Source organism: Thermococcus henrietii (assembly GCF_900198835.1).
GTDB classification, from domain to species: Archaea; Methanobacteriota_B; Thermococci; order Thermococcales; family Thermococcaceae; genus Thermococcus; species Thermococcus henrietii.
This window is the reverse complement of sequence record NZ_LT900021.1, coordinates 1793840-1817481: the sequence shown is the minus strand read 5'-3', so window position 1 is coordinate 1817481 and position 23642 is coordinate 1793840. Positions and strand designations below refer to the sequence as shown.

26 protein-coding genes, 2 tRNA genes and 1 CRISPR repeat array are annotated in these 23642 nt (G+C 54.7%); of the genes, 16 read left to right on the top strand and 12 right to left on the bottom strand.

Going from position 1 to position 23642, the window contains the following annotated elements:
• The first annotated feature begins 16 nt into the window (after nucleotides 1-16).
• The 3 genes from cas6 to CS910_RS09950 are packed head-to-tail and all read left to right on the top strand — an operon-like array spanning nucleotide 17 to nucleotide 3496.
• Nucleotides 17-742, top strand: coding sequence for a CRISPR-associated endoribonuclease Cas6 (cas6, locus tag CS910_RS09960; RefSeq protein ID WP_099211664.1), 726 nt, complete (start codon nucleotides 17-19; stop codon nucleotides 740-742).
• An 11-nt stretch (nucleotides 743-753) separates the two neighbouring features.
• Nucleotides 754-2034 (top strand): hypothetical protein, encoded by a 1281-nt coding sequence (locus CS910_RS09955; protein WP_099211662.1) that lies wholly within the window; start codon nucleotides 754-756, stop codon nucleotides 2032-2034.
• A gap of 4 nt (nucleotides 2035-2038) precedes the next feature.
• Complete coding sequence (locus CS910_RS09950) at nucleotides 2039-3496, top strand: hypothetical protein (RefSeq protein WP_099211660.1); 1458 nt, start codon at nucleotides 2039-2041, stop codon at nucleotides 3494-3496.
• Between the two features lie 398 nt (nucleotides 3497-3894).
• Here CS910_RS09950 and CS910_RS09945 read toward each other — a convergent pair.
• Nucleotides 3895-3972, bottom strand: a tRNA-Pro gene (locus CS910_RS09945).
• 245 nt (nucleotides 3973-4217) lie between these two features.
• Between CS910_RS09945 and CS910_RS09940 the strand changes: the two genes are divergently transcribed.
• The 3 genes from CS910_RS09940 to CS910_RS09930 all read left to right on the top strand — a co-directional run bounded on the left by CS910_RS09940 (nucleotide 4218) and on the right by CS910_RS09930 (nucleotide 5451).
• On the top strand, nucleotides 4218-4484 hold the full coding sequence (locus CS910_RS09940; protein ID WP_099211658.1) for a hypothetical protein: 267 nt from the start codon (nucleotides 4218-4220) through the stop codon (nucleotides 4482-4484).
• Between the two features lie 45 nt (nucleotides 4485-4529).
• On the top strand, nucleotides 4530-4766 hold the full coding sequence (locus tag CS910_RS09935; RefSeq protein ID WP_145955408.1) for a hypothetical protein: 237 nt from the start codon (nucleotides 4530-4532) through the stop codon (nucleotides 4764-4766).
• A gap of 118 nt (nucleotides 4767-4884) precedes the next feature.
• Complete coding sequence (locus CS910_RS09930; RefSeq protein ID WP_099211654.1) at nucleotides 4885-5451, top strand: zinc metalloprotease; 567 nt, start codon at nucleotides 4885-4887, stop codon at nucleotides 5449-5451.
• Nucleotides 5452-5546: 95 nt separating this feature from the next.
• On the opposite strand, the gene CS910_RS09925 is transcribed toward CS910_RS09930, so the two are convergent.
• Both CS910_RS09925 and CS910_RS09920 read right to left on the bottom strand, forming a co-directional pair.
• Nucleotides 5547-6170 (bottom strand): YigZ family protein, encoded by a 624-nt coding sequence (locus tag CS910_RS09925; RefSeq protein WP_099211652.1) that lies wholly within the window; start codon nucleotides 6168-6170, stop codon nucleotides 5547-5549.
• A gap of 1 nt (nucleotide 6171) precedes the next feature.
• Entirely contained in the window at nucleotides 6172-6618 is a 447-nt protein-coding gene (locus CS910_RS09920) for an HAD family hydrolase (protein WP_099211650.1), read from the bottom strand.
• A gap of 103 nt (nucleotides 6619-6721) precedes the next feature.
• Between CS910_RS09920 and CS910_RS09915 the strand changes: the two genes are divergently transcribed.
• Together CS910_RS09915 and CS910_RS09910 are read left to right on the top strand one after the other, a co-directional pair.
• Complete coding sequence (locus tag CS910_RS09915; RefSeq protein ID WP_099211648.1) at nucleotides 6722-7537, top strand: phosphatase PAP2 family protein; 816 nt, start codon at nucleotides 6722-6724, stop codon at nucleotides 7535-7537.
• A 39-nt stretch (nucleotides 7538-7576) separates the two neighbouring features.
• A tRNA-Thr gene (locus CS910_RS09910) sits at nucleotides 7577-7653 on the top strand.
• Here CS910_RS09910 and CS910_RS09905 read toward each other — a convergent pair.
• Together CS910_RS09905 and panB are read right to left on the bottom strand one after the other, a co-directional pair.
• Complete coding sequence (locus CS910_RS09905; protein WP_099211645.1) at nucleotides 7654-8070, bottom strand: hypothetical protein; 417 nt, start codon at nucleotides 8068-8070, stop codon at nucleotides 7654-7656.
• Nucleotides 8071-8208: 138 nt separating this feature from the next.
• Entirely contained in the window at nucleotides 8209-9060 is an 852-nt protein-coding gene (gene panB / locus CS910_RS09900) for a 3-methyl-2-oxobutanoate hydroxymethyltransferase (protein WP_099211643.1), read from the bottom strand.
• A gap of 89 nt (nucleotides 9061-9149) precedes the next feature.
• On the opposite strand from panB, the gene CS910_RS09895 reads away from it, so the two are divergent.
• Genes CS910_RS09895 through CS910_RS09875 form a run of 5 tightly spaced genes read left to right on the top strand, consistent with a single transcriptional unit; the run spans nucleotide 9150 to nucleotide 11647 of the window.
• Nucleotides 9150-9410 (top strand): ribbon-helix-helix protein, CopG family, encoded by a 261-nt coding sequence (locus tag CS910_RS09895; protein WP_099211641.1) that lies wholly within the window; start codon nucleotides 9150-9152, stop codon nucleotides 9408-9410.
• The gene (locus CS910_RS09890) at nucleotides 9379-9843 is read left to right on the top strand and encodes a type II toxin-antitoxin system VapC family toxin (RefSeq protein WP_099211639.1); all 465 of its coding nucleotides are present in this window, start codon (nucleotides 9379-9381) and stop codon (nucleotides 9841-9843) included. The genes CS910_RS09895 and CS910_RS09890 overlap by 32 nt, the downstream gene beginning before the upstream one ends.
• The gene (locus CS910_RS09885; protein WP_099211637.1) at nucleotides 9840-10265 is read left to right on the top strand and encodes an archease; all 426 of its coding nucleotides are present in this window, start codon (nucleotides 9840-9842) and stop codon (nucleotides 10263-10265) included. Before CS910_RS09890 ends, CS910_RS09885 begins: the two co-directional genes overlap by 4 nt.
• A gap of 9 nt (nucleotides 10266-10274) precedes the next feature.
• Nucleotides 10275-11210: a tRNA (cytosine(49)-C(5))-methyltransferase gene (locus CS910_RS09880; protein WP_099211635.1), complete on the top strand. Its 936-nt coding sequence runs from the start codon at nucleotides 10275-10277 to the stop codon at nucleotides 11208-11210.
• On the top strand, nucleotides 11207-11647 hold the full coding sequence (locus CS910_RS09875; RefSeq protein ID WP_099211633.1) for a methyltransferase RsmF C-terminal domain-like protein: 441 nt from the start codon (nucleotides 11207-11209) through the stop codon (nucleotides 11645-11647). Before CS910_RS09880 ends, CS910_RS09875 begins: the two co-directional genes overlap by 4 nt.
• Here CS910_RS09875 and CS910_RS09870 read toward each other — a convergent pair.
• Nucleotides 11644-13047: a flippase gene (locus tag CS910_RS09870; RefSeq protein ID WP_099211631.1), complete on the bottom strand. Its 1404-nt coding sequence runs from the start codon at nucleotides 13045-13047 to the stop codon at nucleotides 11644-11646. The genes CS910_RS09875 and CS910_RS09870 overlap by 4 nt on opposite strands.
• Before the next feature lie 99 nt (nucleotides 13048-13146).
• Here CS910_RS09870 and CS910_RS09865 point away from each other — a divergent pair, with 99 nt between their 5' ends.
• From CS910_RS09865 to CS910_RS09855, 3 genes are all read left to right on the top strand, one after another.
• Nucleotides 13147-16029 carry an intein-containing RctB family protein gene (locus CS910_RS09865; RefSeq protein ID WP_099211629.1) on the top strand — a complete coding sequence of 961 codons (2883 nt, stop codon included), beginning with the start codon at nucleotides 13147-13149 and terminating at the stop codon, nucleotides 16027-16029.
• 47 nt (nucleotides 16030-16076) lie between these two features.
• Nucleotides 16077-17243: direct repeats of the CRISPR family, unit length 28 nt; unit sequence GTTTCCGAACCTCTAGAAGAGTGGAAAC.
• An 88-nt stretch (nucleotides 17244-17331) separates the two neighbouring features.
• Nucleotides 17332-17796, top strand: a complete 465-nt coding sequence (moaC, locus tag CS910_RS09860) for a cyclic pyranopterin monophosphate synthase MoaC (RefSeq protein ID WP_099211627.1) — start codon at nucleotides 17332-17334, stop codon at nucleotides 17794-17796.
• 48 nt (nucleotides 17797-17844) lie between these two features.
• Complete coding sequence (locus CS910_RS09855; protein WP_099211625.1) at nucleotides 17845-18357, top strand: hypothetical protein; 513 nt, start codon at nucleotides 17845-17847, stop codon at nucleotides 18355-18357.
• A 5-nt stretch (nucleotides 18358-18362) separates the two neighbouring features.
• On the opposite strand, the gene CS910_RS09850 is transcribed toward CS910_RS09855, so the two are convergent.
• From CS910_RS09850 to CS910_RS09825, 6 genes are all read right to left on the bottom strand, one after another.
• On the bottom strand, nucleotides 18363-19874 hold the full coding sequence (locus tag CS910_RS09850) for an AMP phosphorylase (protein ID WP_099211623.1): 1512 nt from the start codon (nucleotides 19872-19874) through the stop codon (nucleotides 18363-18365).
• Nucleotides 19875-19987: 113 nt separating this feature from the next.
• Complete coding sequence (locus tag CS910_RS09845) at nucleotides 19988-20236, bottom strand: hypothetical protein (RefSeq protein WP_099211621.1); 249 nt, start codon at nucleotides 20234-20236, stop codon at nucleotides 19988-19990.
• Between the two features lie 87 nt (nucleotides 20237-20323).
• On the bottom strand, nucleotides 20324-20572 hold the full coding sequence (locus CS910_RS09840) for a hypothetical protein (protein WP_173866252.1): 249 nt from the start codon (nucleotides 20570-20572) through the stop codon (nucleotides 20324-20326).
• Nucleotides 20572-21351, bottom strand: a complete 780-nt coding sequence (minD, locus tag CS910_RS09835; protein WP_099211617.1) for a cell division ATPase MinD — start codon at nucleotides 21349-21351, stop codon at nucleotides 20572-20574. The genes CS910_RS09840 and minD overlap by 1 nt, the downstream gene beginning before the upstream one ends.
• A 132-nt stretch (nucleotides 21352-21483) precedes the next feature.
• Nucleotides 21484-22296 carry a slipin family protein gene (locus CS910_RS09830; protein ID WP_099211615.1) on the bottom strand — a complete coding sequence of 271 codons (813 nt, stop codon included), beginning with the start codon at nucleotides 22294-22296 and terminating at the stop codon, nucleotides 21484-21486.
• Nucleotides 22293-23624 carry an NfeD family protein gene (locus tag CS910_RS09825; RefSeq protein ID WP_394346620.1) on the bottom strand — a complete coding sequence of 444 codons (1332 nt, stop codon included), beginning with the start codon at nucleotides 23622-23624 and terminating at the stop codon, nucleotides 22293-22295. Before CS910_RS09825 ends, CS910_RS09830 begins: the two co-directional genes overlap by 4 nt.
• Nucleotides 23625-23642: the final 18 nt, after the last annotated feature.

Sequence of the window (23642 nt, the reverse complement as noted above, 5' to 3'; positions counted from 1 at the left end):
GCAATGAGGTGTTGATATGAGGCTTCTCCTGACGCTCAGGCCTGAAAGGAACTTCCCCCGGTGGGCCGTTGGAAAGCACTCAATCCAGTCGATGATTTACTACCACCTCCGTGGAACCGAGTACGAGGACATCAACGACAGGCCCGGCTTCAAGTTCTTCTGCTTCTCTGACCTGTTCCCCGGGGGTGACTTCAGGAGGGAGAAGCCGAAAAACCTTCTGATAAGTTCCCCTGATGAGGCCTTCATAGAGACCCTCTACGAGAGGCTGAGCGGTGTGGAAAAGGTCGTTCTGGGACGGTACACGCTGACCGTCGAGAAACTAAAGAAGTTCAGGCTGAAGCCAAGGAGCACGTTCGCAACTGGTTCACCCGTCGTCGTCAGGGCACCCGAGGGAGCAGGAAGGTACTTCACCTTCCACGAGCACGGGGACGTTGAGTACTTCAGGGAACGGCTGAAGGAGAACGCCCTCAGCAAGTACAGGGCTTTTACAGGGGAAGATTTTGAGCTCGAAGGCCCCCTCTTCAGGAAGATGGTTCCCAAGGTGAGGCGGAACGGATGGATTGACGTTTACGTCAGGGTCAGCGTTAGGGGCAAGCACTTCGACGTTCCCGGCTCGAACTGGGAGAGGCTCGAAGTGGACCTGAACGATAACAACAGGGACTTCTACGCCTTCCTCATGGACGCCGGATTGGGAGTTCTTAACAGCCTCGGCTTTGGCTTCCTCAATCCCCTGAGAGAGTAGGGGGTGGAAGGTTGGACAGGTACAGAGTCGGAAGAACCGTGGGGTTTTTCGTTCTCCTGTTCGCGAGCTTCACCTTCCTGTCCTTCGTTGGTGCCGTGATGAGCTCGGGCAGTGACCTGCCGTTCTCGGCTGTCGTCGGGCTGGTCCTCCTGCTCTACGCGTGGACGGACTACGTTTACTTCGCCATTGACATAACATACGGACTGGCGATACTGATAGGCTTCCTCGCCGCGGATTTAGAGGGTGTGTTCTACGCCATTCCTATGGATATCCTCTATCTAGTGTTCATATACCTGATGAGGAGGAACAGTGAGAGGCTCGCGACGCTTCTCTTCGTGCTATCTGTCCCGCTCGCACTGGTGAACTCTTACCTGGTGCCCCCTTCGAGTGCAATCGCCTGGATGGTCGTTGGCCTCATGGCGGGAATCGTTGAGAATGCCGTTGTGGAGGAGATGGCGGAGGGAGACCCGATAATGATAGCCCTCTACTTCATGGCCCTTGGACCCTTAGCGCTGGTGCCCTTCGCTTTCCAGAACGTAACCGGAAGAACCCTCTTTGCGAAGGAGAACCGCTGGCCGGTCGGCCCCGCAATGTTTACGGTCGCGGTTCCCCTCTTCAAGCCAATCCTCGACCAGTGGGACTCCAAACTGCCGGACTGGCTTCTCTACGTTCAGTACCACGGCGTCCCCCATTCAAGCCTTGGAGTTATTGTGGGGCTCCTGACGTTATTCTGGCTGGGTTTCCATCTAATTAGAGTGCTCTCAAACGAAGGCATGAACGCGGTGGAGATTGTTGCAGGCGTGATGACGGCTGTAATAGCCCCACTCTTCGGGCTCTCCCTGCTGGCCGTCGTTGTGGAGGTCCTCTCCGACTCTGGTTACACGAACTTGTCAATGTTAGTCACCCTCGCCGGTTTTGTGGGTCTTATAGTTCTGGCTTGGAAGGCCCTGAGGGTCCCAAGACTGCACTACGAGAGGCGGAGCTCCATAGACTTCGAGCGCTGGGAGAGCGGGATTTTCCTTCTCGCGGATGCCGTCTCGTTGCTCCTCCTCTTCAAGCTGTGGAGCGTCCTCGACCACCACAGGCTCGCCCTTGGAATGGCCCTCTTGCTGGCCGTCTGGTACTACGCCGTGTTCCTCTGGGATATACTGAAGGACAAAATCAATGGATTACTGGGGCTTCCAAGGGTCATGGCCCTTGGTCTCACGGTTCCATACTCGTGGTTCCTAATCATCTCCGCTTTCTTATCGGGTCTCTGGGTCGGTTTTGGAATCGGCTGGATAGCGGGGTGATTGCATGAGGGCTTACATAACAACAGTTGGAACGAGCGTTGAGGCCGTTATCAATCCACTCTGGTATCTCTCCGAGGTTTACTCCTGGTTACCGAATATGGTGTACCTTCTCTGGAACGATGACGTCAGGGAACAGTTAGAAAAAGCAAAGGAGCTAATCAAAGAACTATCTAAGACGTACGGGGCTGGCGTAAAAGTTGTTGCGGGAGAGAACCTGAGGTTCAACGAGGAGAACCCCGTCGAGTTCAGGGAAAAAGCCGGCTCCCTCATCAACTCACTGAAGAGTAAGGGTTACGAGGTTGTTGTGGACATCACTCCAGGCAGGAAGTTCATGAGCGCCCTCCTCCTCAGCGCGGCCATGTCAGAGAACGCCGACGAGGTGACGTACCTCCATCTAGACGATTTAAGCTACACGGGGAGGCTTCTCTTTGACGTCCCAATGGTGAAACAAAAGCTCTTTACAACGAGAGAACTCACCGGGAATAAGGGTTTTCTCAGACCGAGGAGGTCTGGAAAGGAGTCTTCAGGTAGCTACTTCATAACCCGGGGAGCCCTCATGAGGGTTCTCAACTCCCTCTACCTCGATGGTAAAACCGCGTTCGACGTCTCGTTGAGGAGCATTCCAATAGGAAAAGTTAGGCTCGGTGAAAAAGCGGAGCTCAAGGTCTCCCAGAGGGTTCATGTCAATGATACCGTTCACGGTGACCCCTCGAAGGTCCGCGAGGCGATAGTGGCCGGAGGAATGGCCAAGTTCAGGAACTGGGACGAGCTCAGGAAAAAAGTCTTCTCTCTCCTTGAGGATGGACGACCCCTCTACGTGGGCTTTGACACGAACGCTCTCTACTTCAGAGTTCCCTCGAAGATTCTAGCTGAGGATGACTTTTACAGAAACGGAAACTTGATTTTCGACTTCCTGTACGCCAAGGGTGTCATGGATGAAGTTGGAAGACACCTGAACAAAAAGCTACGCTACAACACCGCTTTGGGAGTGTTCTCCAACCAGCCAACCCCGCTGGCAAGGTTTGCAACGCTGGGCTTGGTGGAGCTTCAGAAGTTGAAGTCAAGCGGTGCGGAACTAGTTGACAGTGGGGGAAATGAGGAGGGGGATACAAGGATAGCCCTTGATTACAGAAGCTACGCCGAGAGGAAGGACGTGAACGTTCTTGTCGTTACCCTGGACGATAGGGCCTACGCCGAGATGAAAGCCCTGAGCGGCTCTGGACTGATACCGTTCAAGCTTGAGTGGGAGGATGTTTTTGGAAAGACACTTAAGGGGCGCTGGGAGGACCTCAGGGATACACTCTATACCCTCGCCGTAGTTCTCGGCGAGCTTAACTTTGCCCACTACAAGCTGTACGGTGTATGGAAGGGCAAGAAAACGGAGGACTGGGAGACGGAGAGACTTCGGCTGAACGGCTTCGAGTACGGTCGATTGCTTAGGATTTTTGAAAGTAACTCATAGAACATCAAGACGTTCGGTGCAGGACGTTGCATCGTTGCATCTGTGCAACACCGTAGGGGTTCATTTTTATTATTTTGTTGCATTCCCAAGTGCGAATTCCAGACGTTTGTTCTGGCATCATAACACCGTATCCTCTCGTGGAACAGAAAAACGAAAACAAAAACCAACAAGTAGATGCGTTTGTTTCATCCATGAAACAGTCGTGCAACACCTGAAACGGTAATATCTCGATTGGGGGGTGATACAGGTACCTACGCCTCCCTTTCATTCAAGTGTTTCGCGTTTCGTTGCATGCCAACACTTGCACTGGGACTATACTGACCCCAATATTGTAACCCGCGTTAGTTTCTCACGCGAGACGTTACCGATGGGACTGGAACGTAGAAACGTGAAGAGTGTGGTGGGGCCGCCGGGATTTGAACCCGGGTCACGGGCTCCCAAAGCCCGCAGGATGGGCCAAGCTACCCTACGGCCCCTAACCCGCGGTCTACTCATGACGGAACCTTTTAAACTTTTTCCTGGATGCGGATGTTGAACGATGAATCAAAGGATTAATGCGTTCTAGGAACCCTAAGAGGACACCTTTTTGAAAGCTACATCTTCACATGAGTTTGGTGGCATGTTCCATGGACCGAAAGATTTATAAATTTAAACTTGCTTTATTACTCTCGCCGTTTCCGGACCTCCTCGGGACTGGAGGTAGCGTTTCTGGTGGTGCGGAATGGTGCGTGCCCTTAATTTTGGATACGAGTTTGATTGCTACCTTCTTGAGCTTGACGGCCCTTCTGAAACTGTAACAATAAAAGCCGAGTTTGAACCCAAGTACCTGAAACTCACAATTACGAGCGAGAACTTTTCGAGCCAGCTTCTCATCAAATACACCCGCGAGAACGTTCAGAAACTGGCATATCTTTACTGGAAGTATATGAGACACGTTGAAGGTATGAACGTTCCCCGCGAGGTTTCCGACCCCGTTCCCGCCCTCTGAAGCTTTCTTTTCTTTTCAAGAAGCTGGGAGGTGATTCTTGTGGGTGTGAAAAGGGTTAAGAAAACCCGTGTCGTGTTGGAATGTTTTGACTCTTTCACGTTCTCGCCGATAAAGTATCCTGCCGAGTTCGTGTTTGAAAAAGACGCGGTCAGCTTTGCACCACCCATGTTCAAACCGGTCAGGGTCTCCTACACGCGGGAGAACGCCAAAGCCCTCTACGAGCTTCTTCGGGCTTTCGCAGAGAGGGTAAGAATGGAGGAAGAGATAAACCGTCTAATTTGACTTCCTTTATTTCCCCTTTGAGGTCCCTTGAGGGCCTTCGAATGGTAAGGGTTGGTCTCAGCAGACCCTTTAGGAGAAAAATTTTTGTGCTTAACGCCGATGGTACTTCGGTGGTTTCATGGACATGGTAGAGATGGTACATCTAACGGTTGCCTACTTTTTGATTCTCGGCATGCTGTCGTGGACGAGCCTTTCAAGTGCCGAGTTCTACGCAATACCCCTTCTGACGGCGTTCGCTCTTTACGAACTGGGGCACAAGTACGTTGGGAATAAGTTTGGGTACGCTGGGGGGTATCGGCTCTCTCCGACTGTAATCGTGGTTTCTATACTCCTGTATCTGGCAACCCTTGGGAGTGCAATCTTTTTTGCACCGGGGGTTTTTGAGGTAGCCCCCAAGGTGGATGGGACAACCTGGAAGCCCCATTACGATGTGGGGGAAGTGGGGAAAATAGCCCTCGCGGGTCCTCTCGCCAACCTCGCCTTTGCAACGGTGTTCTTCGTCTTGGCGTTTTTCAACAGTAGCATGGAAATCGCGGCAGTGTACGGCATCAACACGCTCATGGGGCTGTGCAACCTTCTTCCCTTCAGGTTTTTCGACGGGGGTAAGGTTCTATCGTGGAGCAAGCGGGTTTATGCGCTCGTAGTCGCGTACGGTCTGGCGCTGTTCCTAATCGCCTGGCTGTGAGGGGGCGTATAGTATGCTCCCCTCTGTTGTTTTGGGTACTTCTCGATGACCCTACTAAACGGCAGAGTTACGTCTTCCGTGTTTTCTACTTATCTCTAGAGCTTTCCGTTAAAGGTCCCCATGAACAGCCTCCTTACCCTTGCCTTTCCCCTCGTTTTTTCAACGAGGAGCCTCATCAGTCCTTCCGCGTCCCCTTTTCTCGTCTCGACGGTGAAGGTGACGCTCCCGGAGTAGTCCTCGCCGACGACCCTCGCGCCGGCTTTTTCGATGGTTTCCCTAACGGTGTGGAACAGGCTGTAGGAAAAGGTAACCTGAAAGCGCTCCGTCTCGTAGACCTCAACGATTCCCGCGTTCTCTATGGCCCTGCTGGCGGCCTCGCTGTAGGCCTTAACTAGGCCGCCGTAGCCGAGCTTTATCCCGCCGAAGTAGCGCGTGACCACTACGACCACGTTGCTCAGGCCTTTGTTCTGAATGACCTTTAGGACGGGCTTTCCGGCGCTCCCCTTCGGCTCGCCGTCGTCATCGTAGCGGACCGCGAAGTTCCGCCCGTCGTTTATGACGTAGGCGGAGACGTTGTGGTTAGCGTCGCTGTGGTGGGCCTTAATTTTTACGATAAATGCCTTGGCTTCCTCCTCATTTTTAGCGGGCGAGGCGTAGCCGATGAAGACCGACTTCTTCACAACGAGTCTGGCCGTCCCGACGCCTTTTAGAGTCCTCATGCTACCTCCTCAGCGTCGCTATTAGCTTCTTCTCGTTGAGGAGCATCTCTATCGCGTCCTTGACATCCGTGACTACTACATCGCTCGCGAGTAGCGCGTCAACGCTCGCCCCTTCCCGCCCAATCACGCAGAAGGCCAGCTCCGCCTTCTCAAGCATGGCAACGTCGTTGTTTCCGTTTCCAACGGCGGCGTAGGGTGCGTAGCCTTCAGCAATCTCGGCCTTTTCGACACCGCTTGAGACCCTCTCGATTCTAACGGGTAAACCTTTGAACTCCTCCTCCAGGGTTCCGAAGGTGTCCGCGCTGAGAACAACCACCGTGTAGCGGTCGGCGAGTTTCGCAAGAAGTTCCTTCACGTCGTCGGGGACCTTCCCCTCGACCCCCAGTGTGCCGTTCAGGTCGAAGAGGACGGCGTTGAACTCAATCTTTCCGTAGCCGGGTACTTCCATGATACCACCCTTCCGGGGTTAAGTGCAAAGTTTTTAAAGGGTTGGTCCCAATACATCCCGATACATAACGGACGAGTTAAGCAATCACTTCGGGGGATAAGAAATGAACCCACTCCTTGCGAGGCTTCGCGACAGGGAAGTTCTCGTGAGGTTGAACGCCTTCATTCTCAGCTACTTCGGGTGGATAGCCTTTGGAATCCTGTACGGCTACCTCGGCAGGTGGAGCATCGACGCGACCAGGGAGTTCCTTAAGCTTCCTCTGACTTCCCGCTCCCTCGTTCTCGGCTTGTTGAGCTTTACAAAGTCGATACCCCCTCTCTACATGACCCTGAGGTGGGTCTACTACTTCGGCTTTGCCGGTTCAATAGGGTTCATGGTCCTCTACGTTCTGCTTTACCTGCGTGACCTTAAAACCTCGGACGAACTCCTTGCGAGGTATCTGATGGCGTACGCTGGGGCTGGGACAGTCTACTTAATCTTCCACATCCACGCTCCCCACTACGTCTACCACATCCCCGGCTACTCGGTTGACAATACCCTGCTGACGAGGCAGGAGTTCGTGCTGCCTTCCCTCCACAACACCTTTGCGGCGATAAACATCATAACAATCTGGAAGTACAGAAAGCGCATAGGTGGAAAAGCATTGATAGCGATAAACACTCTGATTCCCTTTGCGACGGTGTTCTTGGCTCACCACTGGATATACGATGTTCTCACCGGATTCCTCTTGGCGTGGGCGGTTTCAAGGGCGACCGATGGCTGGATGGCGCGCGTTCCAGAGTGCTTCTACCGGTGGGAGCTCAAGTCCCTTGGGGCGATAACGGCTTTCAACGTCCTACTTGCCACGCTTGCCTTCCTCGTTGCCCTCGACCCCCAGAAGTGGCTGATGGTAATCCGGAGCATCCTCGGCCAGCCCTGAGAAAAGCTTATAAATCCCGGGCCTGTTCCTTAGAACGGTGCCGGGGTAGCCTAGCTCGGCAGGGCGGGGGACTCGTAATCCCCAGGTCCCGGGTTCAAATCCCGGTCCCGGCTCCATCATTTTACGAGGATTCCGCGCTCTATGGTAACCGTCGCTTCTGCGGGCTTGTCAGATAGTATCACGAGGTAGAACTGGCCGTCGTTGGGACTTCTCCAAACCCTCTTCAGGTCCTTCACGTTCCCCGCGTACATGTAGCACAGGGCTTTTTCGCCCGCCTTTAACTTTGCAAGCCCCGTGGCGTCAGTTATACAGACCGTAACAGGTTCAGAAGAGGAAACCTCTACGGAGACCGTTAGAAAGCTTCCAGAAATTGAAAAATAGTAAGGAGAATTGGGGCTTAGAGTCACATGGTAAGTGACGCTTGAGCCAGTGGCCGCTACGAAACCGATGAACACCCCTGCCACCACTGAGAACGCGAAGACCATCGCTAAGAGCCGCTTGTTGCCCCTTGCACCCCTCGTTACGTTGAACATTCCACTGCCCCCATTGAATATTCCACAATAATCCCTTATAAACCTTGAAGTTTAAACAATCCAAAACTACGGAGTGGTTACAAAGAAGGGCTGGAAACACACAAAATTGGAAGGAATCCAAAAAGTCGCCGAAAGAACTCAGAAGTCAAGCCTTCTGAGGGCGTTTTTTGCCTTCCTCTCAAAGTCTTCCTTGTCCCCGTACTCCCAGTAGTACTCCTCGCTCGGGAATTCTCCAGCCTTGACCTCGCGGTTGTACTGATTTAGGGCCTCCAAGATAATCCCACCCAGCTCGGCGTAGCGCTTGGCGAAGGGCGGTGAGTTTTCATAGATTCCAAGAAGGTCGTGCCAGACCAGAACCTGACCGTCAACGTACGGACCCGCCCCAATTCCTATCGTCGGAATCGAGACCTCCTCCGTTACGAGCTTCGCAACATCGGCCAAAACGAACTCCAGAACGACCGCGAAGGCCCCTGCCCGCTCAAGGGCCTTCGCGTCGCGCAGGATTTCCTCGATTTCCTCCTCCGTCTCGCCGGTGATTCTGTAGCCACCGAGCCTTAGATAGCGCTGGGGAGTTAAACCGGTGTGCCCCATAACCGGAATTCCCATCCTGACGAGCTTCCTGACGAGCTTTTCGTGGTCGGCACCGCCTTCAATCTTCACAGCATCGGCACCGGCCTGAATCAACCGAACGGCGTTCTTAACGCCCTCCTCGACGCTGACTTCGTAGCTGGAGAAGGGCATATCTGCCAGGACGAGCGCCTGCTTAACGGCCCTTGCAACGGCCCTCGTGTGGAATACCATCTGCTCCATCGTCACGTTAAGCGTGTTCTCCTCGCCGTAAACGACCATGCCAAGGGAATCGCCAACGAAAACGATGTCAATTCCCGCTTTATCCGCCAGGAGCGCCGAGGGGTAATCGTAGGCCGTCACCATCGTGATTTTCTCCTTCCCCTTCATCTCGCGGATTTTCTTGGGCGTTACCTCCCTCATGCCACCACCGCCTTCGTTTCGACGGCGGTCTAATTAACGGTTTCGATAGGGTTTTATACCGACATCGGTAATTACCTACAGGTGGTGACATGGGCAGGGTAAAAACGAGCGTTTACGTCGATGAGGAGCTGTGGAGGGAATTTAAAGAGCTGGCCGTCCGGGAGGGGAGCGAGGTCAGCAGACTGCTGGAGGAGGCGCTGATGAACTACCTCATAAACGAGGTCTTGAAGGATGTTGACGACTCCGAAGTTCCCCTGTGGTTCGAGCCACTCGACGTTGGTGGCGAGAGCAGTGAAAAGCTCCTGAGGGAGATGAGGGATGAGCGCGAGGAGCGTTTACTTGGACAGTAGCGCAATCTTGAAGAGGTATCTGAACGAAAACGGAAGTGACGTCGTGAAGAAAGCCTTCAGGGACGCCTACAGGGGTGAGGTGAAGCTGGCCTTCAGCTTCTGGAATATAGGTGAGGTAATCGGGATATTCGACAAAAAGCTGAGGAGAGGCCAGCTCACCGAGGAGGAGTTCAACTTCCTGAAAAGGGGCTTCCTGGCGGAGGTAAAGCGGTTCACGAGGCTGGGTGTCCTTGAGGTCGTTCCCGTCCATTCCCTGCTCCTCGCCGATGCGTGGGAGCTGATTGAGAGGTATCACATTTATCAGGCAGACGCCTTGCAAATAGTTTCGGCGAAGTACGTAAAGGCCGATGCCTTTTACACCGCAGATAAGAGGCTTCACGAGGTGGCCCTTAGAGAGGGCCTGAACTCAATCCTCCTGGGGGTGAGAGAATGAGAACCTGGGAGCACTACGAGCACACCGCTGACATAGGCGTTCGCGGTTACGGCTCAACGCTGGAGGAGGCCTTCGAGGCGGTCGCGTTGGGACTCTTTGACGTGATGGTGAACGTGAGGAAGGTCGAGCCGAGGGAGTGTCGCGAGATTGAGGTTGAGGAAGAGGACCTGGAGGCGCTCCTGTACAGCTTCCTTGAGGAACTCCTGGTGCTTCACGACATGGAGGGGCTGGTCTTCGGCGACATCAGGCTCAAGATAGAGAAAACCGAGGACGGCTACCGCCTCAAAGCGAAGGCCTGCGGCGAACCTTTGAGCGAGAAGCACGAGCCGAAGGAGGAAGTTAAGGCGATAACCTACCACGACATGAGGATTGAGAAACTGCCGGACGGGCGCTGGATGGCGCAGTTCGTCCCCGACCTGTGAGGTGATTGGATGAGCGCGAGGGACGTTATCAGGGAAACCAATCCTGCATTTTACGAGCGCTACTCAAAGCTCGATGATTCGGACGAGTTCTGGGAGTTCATGGTTAAACCCCTCAGGCAGAGCATCAGGGTGAACACGCTCAAGGCACCGCTGGAGGTTGTGGTTGAGAGACTCAAAGAGGAGTTCGAGCTCGAGCCGATTCCCTGGGTCAGGGAGGGGTTCTTCATCAACGTTGACAACCTCGCGAAGGTTCCGGAGCACGGCCTCGGCTTAATCTTCGGCCAGGAAGCCAGCTCAATGATTCCGCCGGTGGTTCTCGAACCGAGGCCGGGGGAGCTGGTTTTGGATATGGCCGCCGCGCCGGGCTCGAAGACCGGCCAGATAGCCCAGTACATGGAGAACGAAGGCTGTATAATAGCAAACGACCCCAACAGGGACAGGGCCAACGTCCTGATAGCGAACCTCAACAGGATGGGGGTTCTGATAGCGAGGGTAACGACGAGGGACGGGGCCAAATTCGCGCGCTTCGAGAATACCTTCGACAGGGTTCTATTAGATGCACCGTGCTCCTCTGTCGGAATGATACGAAAGAGCTGGCGCTTCCTGAGGGAGTGGCGTGAGAAGGCAGTCGTCAAGTACATGAACATTCAGAAGAGGCTCATCCTGGCCGGTTACAAGGCGCTGAAGCCCGGAGGGGTCATGGTATATTCGACCTGCACGATAGACCCGCTGGAGAACGAGGAAGTCGTTGACTACCTCCTGAGGAAGACCGACGCGAGGCTTGAAAAGATAAACCTGCCCGTGAAGACGAGCGAGCCCGTCCTTGAGTGGGAGGGGAAGACCTACTCGGACGAGCTGAAAAAGGCTCTGCGCATACACCCGAACGACAACGACACAGAGGCGTTCTTCATAGCTAGGATAGTCAAGCCGGGTGATGGGAAATGAGCAACCCGAGGGACGAGATTGGGAAAACCGGCGATGCCGAGCTCGTTAAAAGGCTCCTCCTCGAGAACTACGGTTATGCCCCGGAGCTAATCTACGAGATAAGGGGCAACCACAGCAAGGTCTACGCCTACAAGCCCTGTGGGCTGAAGATAAGCGACACCGGCAGGAGGGGAATCTACTTCGGCAGGATAGAGAGCGACGGCATAAGGCTGACGATTGAGGGTGCCTTCCTCGTTGGACCGAAGGCAACCAAAAACCTCGTCGAGCTGGACGATGAGGGGGCGAAGCGGTACTTAGCTGGAGAGAGTGTCGAGGTTGACGCGCCGGACGGCTGGGTGCTCCTCAAATGGCGCTCCTACTACCTCGGCTCCGCCAAGGCGAAAAACAGCAGGCTACTCAACTACGTCCCGAAGGAGAGGAGGCTAAGGCGGGATTAGATTCTGAAACCCTCTACCTTTATGATCCCCGTCTTGTAGAGCAGGTAGAGCGTCAGGAAGTACAGGTTGTCGGCCCAGTCCGGCTTTACGTAGTTCTCCAGCCAGAGGACGGCCAGGGCAGTGAGAACCCACGCAAGGGTCCCCCAGACGAGACCCCTCGCGAGCTCCATCGGGGGAAGAACCTTCGGGAGGACGTCGCGGAGGTAGTAGACCGTCGCCCCGAGGAAGAGGGCCTGGCTGACCACCGTTCCGTAGACGGCACCGAGAAGTCCGAATAGCCTTATGAAAATCAGGTTCAGGACGAAGTTGGCGATGTTCGCGAAGACCAGCGTGTTGACGGCTTCCTTCTCGCGCCCGATTGCCATGAGGAGGTTCTGACCGATGAAGGCCGGAAAGTAGAAGAGCACTATGAGAGACATCGGCCCCATGAGCTTCATCGCCGGCGCGTACTTATCGCCGAAGAGCAGGGGAATGTAGTAGGGAAGGCTCGTCTGGGAGTAGAGCACGATGCCGACCGCTATTAAGAGAAGGCTCTTGGTGGACTCAAGGATTGGCCCGCGGAGCCTTTCGAGGTTGCCCTCGTGGTGGGCCTCGCTCATCTTGGGGAAGAGGACCGAGCCGAAGGACTGGGGAATGAAGTATATCGCCTTGAAAATCGTCGCGCCGACGTTGTAGAATCCCGTCGCGACGGCTCCGAGGAGCTTTGACACCATCATTATGTCCACGTTCCAGAAGAAGAGGCCGGTTAAAGTCTGGAGGGAAAAGGGAAGGCTCTTCCGGAGGACCTCCCTCAGGGGGACCCCGCTTCCCCGCGGAAAGTTCTTCACGAGCTTCCTGTAGTCAATGTAGAGGAAGGCGAGGACTATGAGGTCGGCCACGATGTACGAAACAACAATCCAGAAGAGGCCGTAGCGAGCAGTGAAGAGCACGAAGATGAGGAGAAGGGCCCTTTTTCCAAACTCGGCCAGCGCCACCGGGTGCGTTCTGCCCTCGATGTAGAGGATTGAGTAGATGGAATCGAGGAGGAAGCAGAGGAGGGGGTCGAAGGCGAAGACGAGGGTGAGGAGGATAACCTCTTCTGGATAGCCGAGGACTTTCAGGAGCGCGTAGAGGAGAACCTCGGAGAGGGCGAAGAGCAGAAAGCGGGCCTTCGTAACCGCTTTGAGGAGTGGGATAAAAACATCCCTCTCCCTGCTGGCCTCGCGGGTGAGATAAGTGTCGAGGCCGAAGTTGACGAAGGCCGTTGTTATGGCCGAGAAAGCGAGAACCGTCGAGTAGATTCCAAAGTCCTGAACGCTGATAACCCTGATTATGTAAATCGTGAAGACGACCATTATCATGCTTCTCGCGAAGCTACCCGCCATCAGGTGTCCGATGTTCTTGAGCAGGTTCCCGGCCATCGAAGGATTTTCGGGAAGGTGGTATAAAGGGGTAGCGGTTGGAAATTCGGTGCTAAGGTTTTAAAGTTCCGGCGTTAGAATACCCTAAGGGTGAGAACCATGGTGCCGTTGAAGAGAATTGACAAAATCCGCTGGGAGATTCCAAAGTTTGACAGGCGGATGCGCGTTCCGGGAAGGGTTTACGCTGACGACCAGCTCATCGAGAAGATGCGTCAGGACAGGACGCTGGAGCAGGCCGCCAACGTCGCCATGCTCCCCGGCATATACAAGTACTCAATCGTCATGCCCGACGGTCATCAGGGCTACGGCTTCCCAATCGGCGGAGTGGCCGCTTTTGACGTTAAAGAGGGCGTAATAAGCCCCGGAGGCGTCGGATACGACATCAACTGCCTTGCTCCGGGCTCAAAAGTTCTCACGGAGCACGGATACTGGGTTAAGGTTGAGGAGATGCCCGAAAAGTTCAAGCTCCAGGGACTGAGAGTCTACGACGTTGACGAGGGCCACAATGATTTTTCAGAGGTTGCCTTCGTGGCCGAGAGGGACGTTGATGAGAACGAGCTCGCGGTGAGAATCGTCACCGAGTCAGGAAAGGTCATCGAGGGCAGCGAGGACCACCCGGTTCTAACCCCTCTGGGATACGTTTACCTCGGCAACGTCAGTGAGGGAGATGAGGTTCTCGTTTATCCGTTCGAGGGCGTTGAGTTTGAGGAGCGGAGGGGCGTTCTCCTAAGCGAGGAGGACTTTAAGGGCGAGGACGGACAAATAGTGAAGTTCCTGCGCGAGAGGAAGCTACTGCCGCTTCGCTGGGAGGACCCGAGGATAGGAACCCTCGCGAGAATCCTCGGCTTCGCCTTCGGCGATGGTCACCTCGGCGAGATGGACGGAAGGCTCTACCTGAGCTTCTACGGAAAGGAGGAGACGCTGAAGGAGCTCAAGAAAGACCTTGAGAGGCTCGGCATCAGCGCGAACCTCTACGTGCGCGAGAGGGACTACCACATCGAAACTGTGAGCGGCGAGTACGAGGGCAGGAGCGTTTTGGCGGAGCTGAGGGTCACCTCGAGGAGCTTCGCCCTGCTCATGGAGAAGCTTGGAATGCCGAGAGGTAGAAAAGCGGAAACCGCTTACAGCGTTCCAGAGTGGATTAAGAGAGCCCCCCTCTGGGTGAAGAGGAACTTCTTGGCAGGACTCTTCGCGGCCGACGGAAGCATCATCGAGTTCAAGGGTAACACGCCACTGCCGATAAACTTCACACAGTCGAAGACCAAGGAACTTGAAGAAAACCTTAGAGAGTTCATGGACGAGATAGCGGGGCTTTTAGCGGAATTCGGCGTCAGGACGACGGTTTACAGGGTCAAGTCGAAGAAGGGCATAACATACCGGCTGGCCCTTGTTGGAGAGGACAGCATCAGGAACTTCCTCGGAAGAATAAACTACGAGTACGACCTCGAGAAGAAGGCGAAAGGCCTAATCGCCTACGCCTACCTGAAGTTCAAGGAGCGCGTTAGGGCCGAGAGGAAGAGAGCCGCTGAAATCTCGAGAAGGGTTTACGCCGAGACCGGAAGCGTAGCAAAGGCCCACGAGGCCGTCAAGGACGTCGTCAACAAGCGCTTTGTCGAGAGGGCAATATATGAGGGTGAGAAAGAACCGCGCGTCCCCAAGGACTTCCCGACCTTTGAGGAGTTCGCGCGCGAGAGGGGTTACGACGGTGGTTTTGTCGCCGAGAAGGTCGTTAAAGTCGAGAGAGTCAGGCCAAGCTATGAGAAGTTCTATGACATCGGCGTCTACCACAGGGCGCACAACTTCATAGCCAACGGAGTGGTTGTTCACAACTGTGGCGTCAGGCTCATCAGAACCAACCTCACCGAGAAGGAGGTAAGACCCCGCATCAAGGAGCTCGTTGACACCCTCTTCAAGAACGTCCCGAGCGGGCTTGGAAGCAAGGGAAGGGTGAGGCTCCACTGGACCCAGCTCGACGACGTCCTCGCCGATGGCGCCAAGTGGGCCGTTGACAACGGCTACGGCTGGAAGGAGGATTTGGAGCACCTTGAAGAAGGCGGGAGGATGGAAGGTGCCGACCCGAACGCCGTCAGCCAGAGGGCGAAGCAGAGGGGGGCGCCACAGCTTGGCTCCCTCGGCTCCGGAAACCACTTCCTTGAGGTTCAGGTCGTTGACAAAATCTACGACGAGGAGATAGCCAAGGCGTACGGCCTCTTCGAGGGGCAGGTCGTGGTAATGGTCCACACCGGTTCGCGCGGTCTCGGCCACCAGGTGGCGAGCGACTACCTCAGGATAATGGAGAAGGCCAACAGGAAGTACGGAATCCCCTGGCCTGACCGCGAACTGGTGAGCGTTCCCTTCGGGAGCGAGGAGGGGCAGCGCTATTTCTCCGCGATGAAAGCCGCCGCGAACTTCGCCTGGGCCAACAGGCAGATGATAACCCACTGGGTCAGGGAGAGCTTTGAGGAGGTCTTCAAGCGTAAGGCGGAAGATATGGAGATGCACATCGTCTACGACGTCGCCCACAACATAGCGAAGGTAGAGGAGCACGAGGTCGATGGGAGGAAGGTCAAGGTCGTCGTCCACAGGAAGGGAGCGACGAGGGCCTTCCCGGCCGGCCACCCGGAGATTCCAAAAGCTTACCGCGATGTAGGACAGCCGGTCCTCATTCCGGGCTCGATGGGAACCGCGAGCTACGTTTTAGCCGGAGCCGAGGGCTCGATGAGAGAAACCTTCGGAAGCTCCTGCCACGGCGCCGGAAGGTTGCTCAGCAGGAAGGCCGCAACGAGGCAGTACCGCGGTGACAGGCTCAGGAACGAGCTCATGAGAAGGGGAATCTACGTCCGCGCGGCTTCTCTCAGAGTCGTCGCGGAGGAGGCGCCTGGCGCGTATAAGAGCGTTGATAACGTTGTCAACGTCGTCCACCAGGCGGGAATAGCGAAGCTCGTCGCGAGGATGCGCCCGATGGGCGTCGCGAAGGGCTGATTTCCCCCATTTTTGTTGTATTAAAAAATCGCCTAGCAGCGTTTAATGTTTCCGAACCTCTAGAAGAGTGGAAACAAGGAATATGTATGCTGGCATAGACAGCACGGATGTGGTTATAGTGTTCTCTTCGGTTTCCGAACCTCTAGAAGAGTGGAAACACAAAAACCAGGGCAAAATTATGTGTATAATTGAGATGATTATACTTGCGGATGGTTTCCGAACCTCTAGAAGAGTGGAAACAGGTTCGGAAACGCGTCCACGTGGGTCGAAGTGGATTTTGTAGCCCGTTTCCGAACCTCTAGAAGAGTGGAAACTTGTAATCCACACTGAGGAAGTTCCCAGTCAATTCTCCTTCCTCAAAGTTTCCGAACCTCTAGAAGAGTGGAAACACCATCGCCGAGGTTGTCAGCGTGAAAACCATCTGCGTTTCCGAACCTCTAGAAGAGTGGAAACGTTGTTCACGAGGGAGAGTATCTTACTTATCGGGAAGTCTGTGGCGTCGAGGTTTCCGAACCTCTAGAAGAGTGGAAACATGCAACAATCCTCGGTAATTGTGTCTTGTTCACGCTAAGTTTCCGAACCTCTAGAAGAGTGGAAACATTCACGAAGCCTTTATGTCCGCCGTTTCAACGGACAATATGGATGAGATGTTTCCGAACCTCTAGAAGAGTGGAAACCAATGTCTTGTTCGTAAGGGCGTACCCGGTCTTCAGGAGTTCGGTTTCCGAACCTCTAGAAGAGTGGAAACTCACCGGGTGCCGTGCTCTTCATGAAGACATTGTCAATTATTCCGAACGCTGCACCAGTTTCCGAACCTCTAGAAGAGTGGAAACTTGGAAGTAAAAGAGAAAAATCACTCAAGATATATTGGTTTTACAAACCGTTTCCGAACCTCTAGAAGAGTGGAAACACCCGAAATAGAACTGTACCAAGAAAAGTGGGGTAGGGAGTCACTGTTTCCGAACCTCTAGAAGAGTGGAAACGGAGAAAATCGAAGACCCCTCTATCCGCGCTTTCAATGCGGAGCCAAGTTTCCGAACCTCTAGAAGAGTGGAAACTTGAGGACGTACTTCAGTATTTCCCTGTTCTCTGGGCGAGCAAGCACCTCGTGTTTCCGAACCTCTAGAAGAGTGGAAACCGTCGGGCCATCTCCGTATCCCCTACCGGGTGTTTTATCAACTTATTAGTTTCCGAACCTCTAGAAGAGCGGGAACTGGTGGAACTGAGGCCCTTTCGGGTCTGGCTGGTAAACGGCTTGACTATTCTTATAAGCTTCCAAACCAATTCTCCGAGGGTGGTCCCATGGAGCTGACGCACGTTGATGAGAAGGGCGTGAAGATGGTCGAGGTCGGGCATAAGGACGTCGTTTTCCGAAAGGCCGTTGCGAAGGGGAGGATTAAACTCAAACCGGAAACGATAGAGCTCATTAAGGCAGGCAAGACAAAGAAGGGCAACGTGATAGCGGCGGCCCAGATTGCGGGGATTCTCGCTGTCAAGAAGACGCCCGAGTTGATTCCCCTCTGCCACCCGATACCGCTGACCGGTGTTGACATCTCCTTCGAGTTCGGCGAGGACTACATAGAGGCCACCTGTGAGGTCAGGGCGTACTACAAGACCGGCGTCGAGATGGAGGCCTTAACCGGCGTAACGGTCGCGCTGCTCACGATATGGGACATGGTGAAGGCCGTCGAGAAGGACGAGAACGGCCAGTACCCGGTGACCAGAATCGAAGACGTCCATGTGGTGGAAAAGATTAAACAGAAATGACCAGTAAGGGTTATAAATGACACCTGTGGAGTTGGTCCGGTGAGGAAAATGTACGAGGTCAAGAAGAGCAAGTCAGGCTACGTCTTCGACCTTCCGAGGGAGAGGATAGCCTTCATGTTCCTGAAGGACGGAACCTACATGATGTTCCACGACGAGGAGTTCCTCTGCTACTCGCCGAAGCCCGTCGAGATTTCGAGGGAGGAGCTCGAGCGCTTCGAGGAAACCGGCGAGATGCCCGAACTGATAAGGCGCGTTAAAGCGCACGATTTTCCGAGCGAGTGCGTGGTAAAGAGACTGCCACCCATAGACGAGGATTTGAAGCCCTTCAACCCGAGCAGGAAGTGCGTCGTAATCTTCACCGGCTTCCAAGACACGGTTATAGACTACGTTGAAAGGGACGGAATCACCTACGCGGTCGCGAGACTCGTGGACGAGCCGGACAAAGTCTGCAGGTTCGTCGGAAAGGGTAATTACAAGATTGCCGCGGTCAGGCTGAAGAGGAACCAGCCCTGCATGAGTCGGGAGGAGTTCAGAAAAGAGCTGGAAAAGCTGAAAGAATGAAAGGTTCAGATGTTTCCGATTCGCTGGAGGACCATTCCCTCTATTCTTATCGGCTCGGCCCTCCTTGCGAGGACTATCGCCTGGTCGAGCCTCGCCTCGTGCTCGGCGTGAATCGTGAAGAGCGGGTCGCCTTCCTTGACCTTTTCGCCGACCTTGACGTAGAGCTCCAAGCCGGCTCCCTTGTCCTCAGGAGCTCCGGCGGCCCTCGCGATGGCAGTTATCGCCCTGTTGTCTATCGCGGTGACGTAGCCGCTAGTCGGGGCGGTGAATGTGTAGGTCTTGTCGCCTATCGGAATCTCCTCGGGCTTGATGTTGGGGTCCCCTCCCTGGGCCTCGATGATTTCCTTCATTTTCTCCCAGGCCTTTCCGCTCTCGAGGATTTCCCTGGCCATCTTCTTGCCCAGTCCCTGCGGGGCAACTCCACCCATCTCGAGCAGGATTCCAGCCAGTCCGGTGGCCTTCTCGATTAGGCTTCCCGGGCCCTTTCCGGTCATGAGCGTCATCAGGGCTTCCCTAGCCTCGAGCGCCGGGCCGACTGTGTGTCCTATCGGCTGGCCACCGTAGGTTATGGCCACCTCAACGTACTGACCGAGCCTCTTGCCGAGCTCTATGAAGTCCCTCGCGAGGGTCCTTGCCTGCTCGACGGTCTCGACCTTGACGCCCTTTCCGGTTGGTATATCAATGAGAACGTACTGGCTTCCCATGGCGTACTTCTTGGACATTATGCTCGCGAGCATAAGCCCGGTCGGGTCGATGCTGAGCGCGCGCTCGGCCTTGATTGTGATGTCGTCGGCGGGGGCGAGGTTCAAAGCCCCTCCCCAGACGAGGCACGCACCGACCTTCTCGACTATCCTCTTGATTTCGTCGAGGGAGAAGCTGACGTCGGCGAAGACCTCAACGACGTCGGCCGTTCCTGCGGCGCTGGTTATGGCCCTTGAGCTGGTCTTCGGGATTGTTAAACCGGCGGCGGCCACAATCGGAACGACGAGTATGTTGGTCTTGTTACCAGGAACGCCACCGATGCTGTGGACGTCCATTATCGGCTTCCTGTCGATGTCGAGCATGTCACCGGTTTCGGCCATCGCTATGGTTAGAGCCGCAATCTCGTCCATGTCGAGGCCGTTTATCTCAAGTGAGGTCACGAACGCGCTTATCTCAATGTCTCTGAGCTTCCTGTCGACGATGTCCCTGATTATGGCCTCAATCTCGACCTTCCTGAGCTTCTCGCCGTTCATCTTCTTCTTTATGTAGCGGACGCTCTCCGGGGTTCCAGCGGGGATAACTGCAACGGTTTCCCCTTCGGAAAAGCTGTGGAGCTCAAGGACGTCCCTGCTAACTCCAACTTCTCCCCTCTCCACGAGGTTGCTTATGACGACGCTTCCGTAGACCGTCTTCTTCCCGGCTTCGAGCTTCACGAGGTCATCCGGGTGGAGCTTGGCCTCCTTGGCGTCCTCCTCGTTTATGAGAACCGAGTACCGGCCGCTGTAGAAGTCGAGAATCCTGACCTTTGCCCTCATTCTTTCACCCCCTGTGAATTTATCTTCTCTGTCAAAGCTTACTTAAATGTTTTCGAGAAGAGCGCGCCAAAAGAAAACGATGTGAAAATTTCAATAGCCAGGGACTTGTAGAATTAGTCCGAGAGGCTCTCACCGTACTGAACCTTGGAGTGTATTATCGTCTCGAGCTCGCCGGTTCTTAAAAGGAGCCGGATAACGTCATGGCTCACGTCCCTGATGGCGGAGGGTAGAACCCCCGAGCCTGAGAGGTAGTACTTGACAACTTCCTCCAGGGGGGCGGTGTAGAGCTTTCCGGCAAAGACTAGAACCTCGCCCCCGTTTATCTCCACGAGTTTGTCTTCGTATCCTAACTTGGTTCTCATCGCCCCCCACCTCCAGAATAGGAAGTATAATGGAGGTTTTAAAATTTAACGCTCAAAAAAAGTTTAATAACAATGGGTGAGAGAAGGTCAGAGGTTCCTGACTTCCTCGTCTATTGACTCCTCGAGGGTCCTCTCCCAGTCGTCAACGTCGAACTGCTCCAGCTCGCCCTCGAGCTCCTCCTTAAGGCTCATGACACGCCTCTTGAGGGCAGTCTTGGTCTCTTCATCGTAGACGACGTAGTATGGGTTGCTCTTGGCGGACATGTAGAGCATTGCAAGTATTATGACGAGTATCAGGAGGATTATAACGAGTCCGTAAAGGATAACCTCAGCCATCACTTCTTCCCTCCAAATATGGCTTTGAAGACCCTCTTAATCGGGCTCTCCGGCTCGGGCGGCTGCCACTTGATTCCGGCGAGTTTGGCCGCGAGCTGTTTGATGGCGATGGCCGCTGGACTGGTTGGGTTCTTGATGACGAGTGGGACACCGTAGGCACTGGCCCTCTTCACTTCGGGGTCCTCAGGAATCATAGCAAGAACAGGAACCTCGAGGATGGCCTCTATTTCCTCCTTGCTGAGTTCGGTCTTTTCGTTGGTGACCCTGTTGAGAACGACGCCGAGCGGGAGGGTTCCAAGCTTCTCGGCGATTAGCTTGGTCTTGAGCGAGTCAGTTATAGCGGAGATTTCCGGGTTGGTAACTATGATGAGCTCCTTACCGATGAGGAGAGCGGTAACAGAGGTCATCTCAAGTCCCGCTGGCGCGTCAATGAGTACGAAGTCAGCCATCTGGCCGATTTCCCTCATGAGTTCCCTGAGTCTCTCCGGCTTTGCCTTCTTGACCTTTTCCAGGCTCAATCCACCGGGTATAACCTTGACTCCCGCTGGCCCCTCGTAGATGGCATCCTTAAGGTCGGCCTCCCTCGCGAGGACGTCGTGGAGCGTGATTGGTATGTCCTCCATTCCGAGGACGAGGCTGAGGTTTGCCATGGTCAGGTCAGCGTCGAGGAGAATCACTTCCTTGCCGAACTGGGCTAAAGCCACACCTAAGTTGGCGACCGTTGTCGTTTTACCCGTTCCACCCTTTCCGGATGCAAAAACTATTGAACGCCCTTCCAAAGCCGACACCTCCGGTAAAATCATGACAGGCATGCTCTAATTTAAGGCCTATGGTGCACTGCGATTATCGCTTAAGGAAAAGTGCTTTTAGCTTTTGCGGTGGAAATAAAAAGAAGTAATCGCCAGAAATGTTCATTCGGCGGTCTCTTCCTTCTCTTCCTTTACCTTAGCCGTGTACGTCCTCGCTGCATCCCCGACGGCTTGAAACAGCTTCAGCATCTCCATCGGAAGCGGCAGGACTATGACGTTGCTCTTGTCTCCCGCGACGTCGCTTATCGTCTGGAGCGTCCTGAGCTGGAGTGCCATTGGGTGTTCGCTGATAATCTCCGCAGCCTCGCGGAGCTTCTCGGCCGCCTGCCTTTCGGCCTCAGCGAGTAGAATCCTCGCCCTCCTCTCCCTCTCTGCCTCGGCCTGTCTCGCCATAGCCTTCTGCATTCCGCTCGGAAGCTCGACGTCCTTTATCTCCACCGTGGTCACCTTGATGCCCCACGGGTCTGTGGCCTCGTCTATAATCTTCTGGAGCTGGAGGTTGAGCTTTTCTCTCTCACTGAGCAGTTCGTCGAGGTGAGCCTGTCCGATGACACTCCTCAGGGTGGTCTGGGCAATCTGACTGGTTGCCATTATGTAGTTGCTGACCTGGGTGACGGCCTTAATCGGGTCAATAACCCTGAAGTAAACGACCGCGTTTACCCTGACCGGGACGTTGTCCTTGGTTATGGTCTCCTGGACAGGAACGTCGAGAACCCTCGTACGGAGGTCAACTATAACGGCCTTTTCGAAAATCGGTATGATGAAGAACAGCCCAGGGCCCCTGGCACCGACGACCCTACCGAGACGGAAGATAACGGCCCTCTCGTACTCTTTGACGATTTTTATTGCGCTCGCCAGTATAATCAAAACAAAAAGCAAAACTATTCCCAAAACGATGGTTCCAATCGCCATCATTCACCACCCCTAACCTTCTCAACTATGAGAGTCAGCCCCTTCACCTTAAGGACCCTAACCCTTTCCCCGACCTTAATCGTCGAACCGTCCTTTGAGACGGCCTTCCAGAGCTCCCCACGAACCTTTATGACTCCCTCGGGGTTGAGGTCCTCAACGACCTTTCCGATTTCTCCTACGAGCTCTTCCCTTCCGGTTTCGGGCTTTCTGCGGTGAGCTCTGACAACTGCGGCCATTCCGAAGAGGAAGAACAGCGCCAGCAAGACGCCCGTGACTATGATTGCAATCCTAAGGGTCTCGAAGGTTGAAGCGCTCACGAGGTAGACACCTCCTCCACCTTTGCCGAAGAGTATTAGGCCCCCAAGGATGAAGCTAACGAGACCAGCAATCGTGAAGAGTCCGAACGTCGGTGTCAGCGCCTCCGCGATGAAGAAAATCATGCCGAGGATTACCAGCACGAGACCTGCCTCGTTGTAGCCGAAGTAGCCCATTCCAATGATGCCGAGAACGAGCAGGATTGCACCGAGCGTCTCCGGAACGTGCCAGCCGGGAGTCAGGAAGCCGAAGACGAGGCCGAGCATTCCAACGACAAAGAGGAGATAAGAAACGGCAGGGTTGGCGAGGAACGTGACTATGCGGTAGCTTATTGAGGGGTTAAGCTCCCTTATCTCGACGTTCGTAAAGTTTAACGTGACGTAGCCTTTTCCAGCCACGGGAACCTTTGTCCTCATCCCGTTGGCCTTCCGAAGGAGGTCGGGAACGTCGTCCGCAATCACCTCAATCACGTGGGCCTTCAGAGCCTCCTCGGGCGTTAGGCTTAGGTCCTCCATAACGAACTTCTCGGCGGCCGTAACGTTTCTGCCGCTCTCCTCTGCCAGAGAACGCATGTAAGCGGTGTAGAAGTTCCTAATCTTTGCAGGAGCTCGGATTATACTTCCGTTTGCGGCGTAGCCGAGTATTGGCTCGCAGGCCCCTATGCTCGTTCCGGGGGCCATGGCTATAAGGTGAGCGCTCATCGCGATGTAAGTTCCAGCGGAGGCCGCTATTGCCCCCCTTGGATAAACGTAGATTATCACGGGGACCGTCGAGTTCTGAATCAGGGAAACGATGCGCATCATCGCGTCTCCCTGGCCGCCGGGTGTGTTGAGCTCGACAATCAGCGCCTCCGCGTGATGTCCTTCTGCAGTCTTTATGTAGCTCGCGAACTGGTCGGCGGTGTACTGAGTTATCGTGCCCTCTACCTTACCCACGTAGACAACTTTCTTGTCGGCGGAAACGCCGGGGAGAAGCAACATTGAAACGAACAGGACTACGAGCAGGGCACGTCTCATGGCTCTCATCAAAGGTGA

Coding starts and splice junctions, on each gene's coding strand:
- panB (WP_099211643.1), bottom strand. CDS start 9,060: ATGAGGGAGGTAACGCCCAAGAAAATCCGCGAGATGAAGGGGAAGGAG.
- CS910_RS09840 (WP_173866252.1), bottom strand. CDS start 20,572: ATGGCTGAGGTTATCCTTTACGGACTCGTTATAATCCTCCTGATACTC.
- CS910_RS09915 (WP_099211648.1), top strand. CDS start 6,722: ATGAACCCACTCCTTGCGAGGCTTCGCGACAGGGAAGTTCTCGTGAGG.
- CS910_RS09930 (WP_099211654.1), top strand. CDS start 4,885: ATGGACATGGTAGAGATGGTACATCTAACGGTTGCCTACTTTTTGATT.
- CS910_RS09885 (WP_099211637.1), top strand. CDS start 9,840: ATGAGAACCTGGGAGCACTACGAGCACACCGCTGACATAGGCGTTCGC.
- cas6 (WP_099211664.1), top strand. CDS start 17: ATGAGGCTTCTCCTGACGCTCAGGCCTGAAAGGAACTTCCCCCGGTGG.
- CS910_RS09850 (WP_099211623.1), bottom strand. CDS start 19,874: ATGAGGGCAAAGGTCAGGATTCTCGACTTCTACAGCGGCCGGTACTCG.
- CS910_RS09865 (WP_099211629.1), top strand. CDS start 13,147: ATGGTGCCGTTGAAGAGAATTGACAAAATCCGCTGGGAGATTCCAAAG.
- CS910_RS09925 (WP_099211652.1), bottom strand. CDS start 6,170: ATGAGGACTCTAAAAGGCGTCGGGACGGCCAGACTCGTTGTGAAGAAG.
- moaC (WP_099211627.1), top strand. CDS start 17,332: ATGGAGCTGACGCACGTTGATGAGAAGGGCGTGAAGATGGTCGAGGTC.
- CS910_RS09855 (WP_099211625.1), top strand. CDS start 17,845: ATGTACGAGGTCAAGAAGAGCAAGTCAGGCTACGTCTTCGACCTTCCG.
- CS910_RS09950 (WP_099211660.1), top strand. CDS start 2,039: ATGAGGGCTTACATAACAACAGTTGGAACGAGCGTTGAGGCCGTTATC.
- CS910_RS09895 (WP_099211641.1), top strand. CDS start 9,150: ATGGGCAGGGTAAAAACGAGCGTTTACGTCGATGAGGAGCTGTGGAGG.
- CS910_RS09825 (WP_394346620.1), bottom strand. CDS start 23,624: ATGAGACGTGCCCTGCTCGTAGTCCTGTTCGTTTCAATGTTGCTTCTC.
- CS910_RS09880 (WP_099211635.1), top strand. CDS start 10,275: ATGAGCGCGAGGGACGTTATCAGGGAAACCAATCCTGCATTTTACGAG.
- CS910_RS09830 (WP_099211615.1), bottom strand. CDS start 22,296: ATGATGGCGATTGGAACCATCGTTTTGGGAATAGTTTTGCTTTTTGTT.
- CS910_RS09890 (WP_099211639.1), top strand. CDS start 9,379: ATGAGCGCGAGGAGCGTTTACTTGGACAGTAGCGCAATCTTGAAGAGG.
- CS910_RS09940 (WP_099211658.1), top strand. CDS start 4,218: ATGGTGCGTGCCCTTAATTTTGGATACGAGTTTGATTGCTACCTTCTT.
- CS910_RS09905 (WP_099211645.1), bottom strand. CDS start 8,070: ATGTTCAACGTAACGAGGGGTGCAAGGGGCAACAAGCGGCTCTTAGCG.
- CS910_RS09845 (WP_099211621.1), bottom strand. CDS start 20,236: ATGAGAACCAAGTTAGGATACGAAGACAAACTCGTGGAGATAAACGGG.
- CS910_RS09875 (WP_099211633.1), top strand. CDS start 11,207: ATGAGCAACCCGAGGGACGAGATTGGGAAAACCGGCGATGCCGAGCTC.
- CS910_RS09920 (WP_099211650.1), bottom strand. CDS start 6,618: ATGGAAGTACCCGGCTACGGAAAGATTGAGTTCAACGCCGTCCTCTTC.
- CS910_RS09870 (WP_099211631.1), bottom strand. CDS start 13,047: ATGGCCGGGAACCTGCTCAAGAACATCGGACACCTGATGGCGGGTAGC.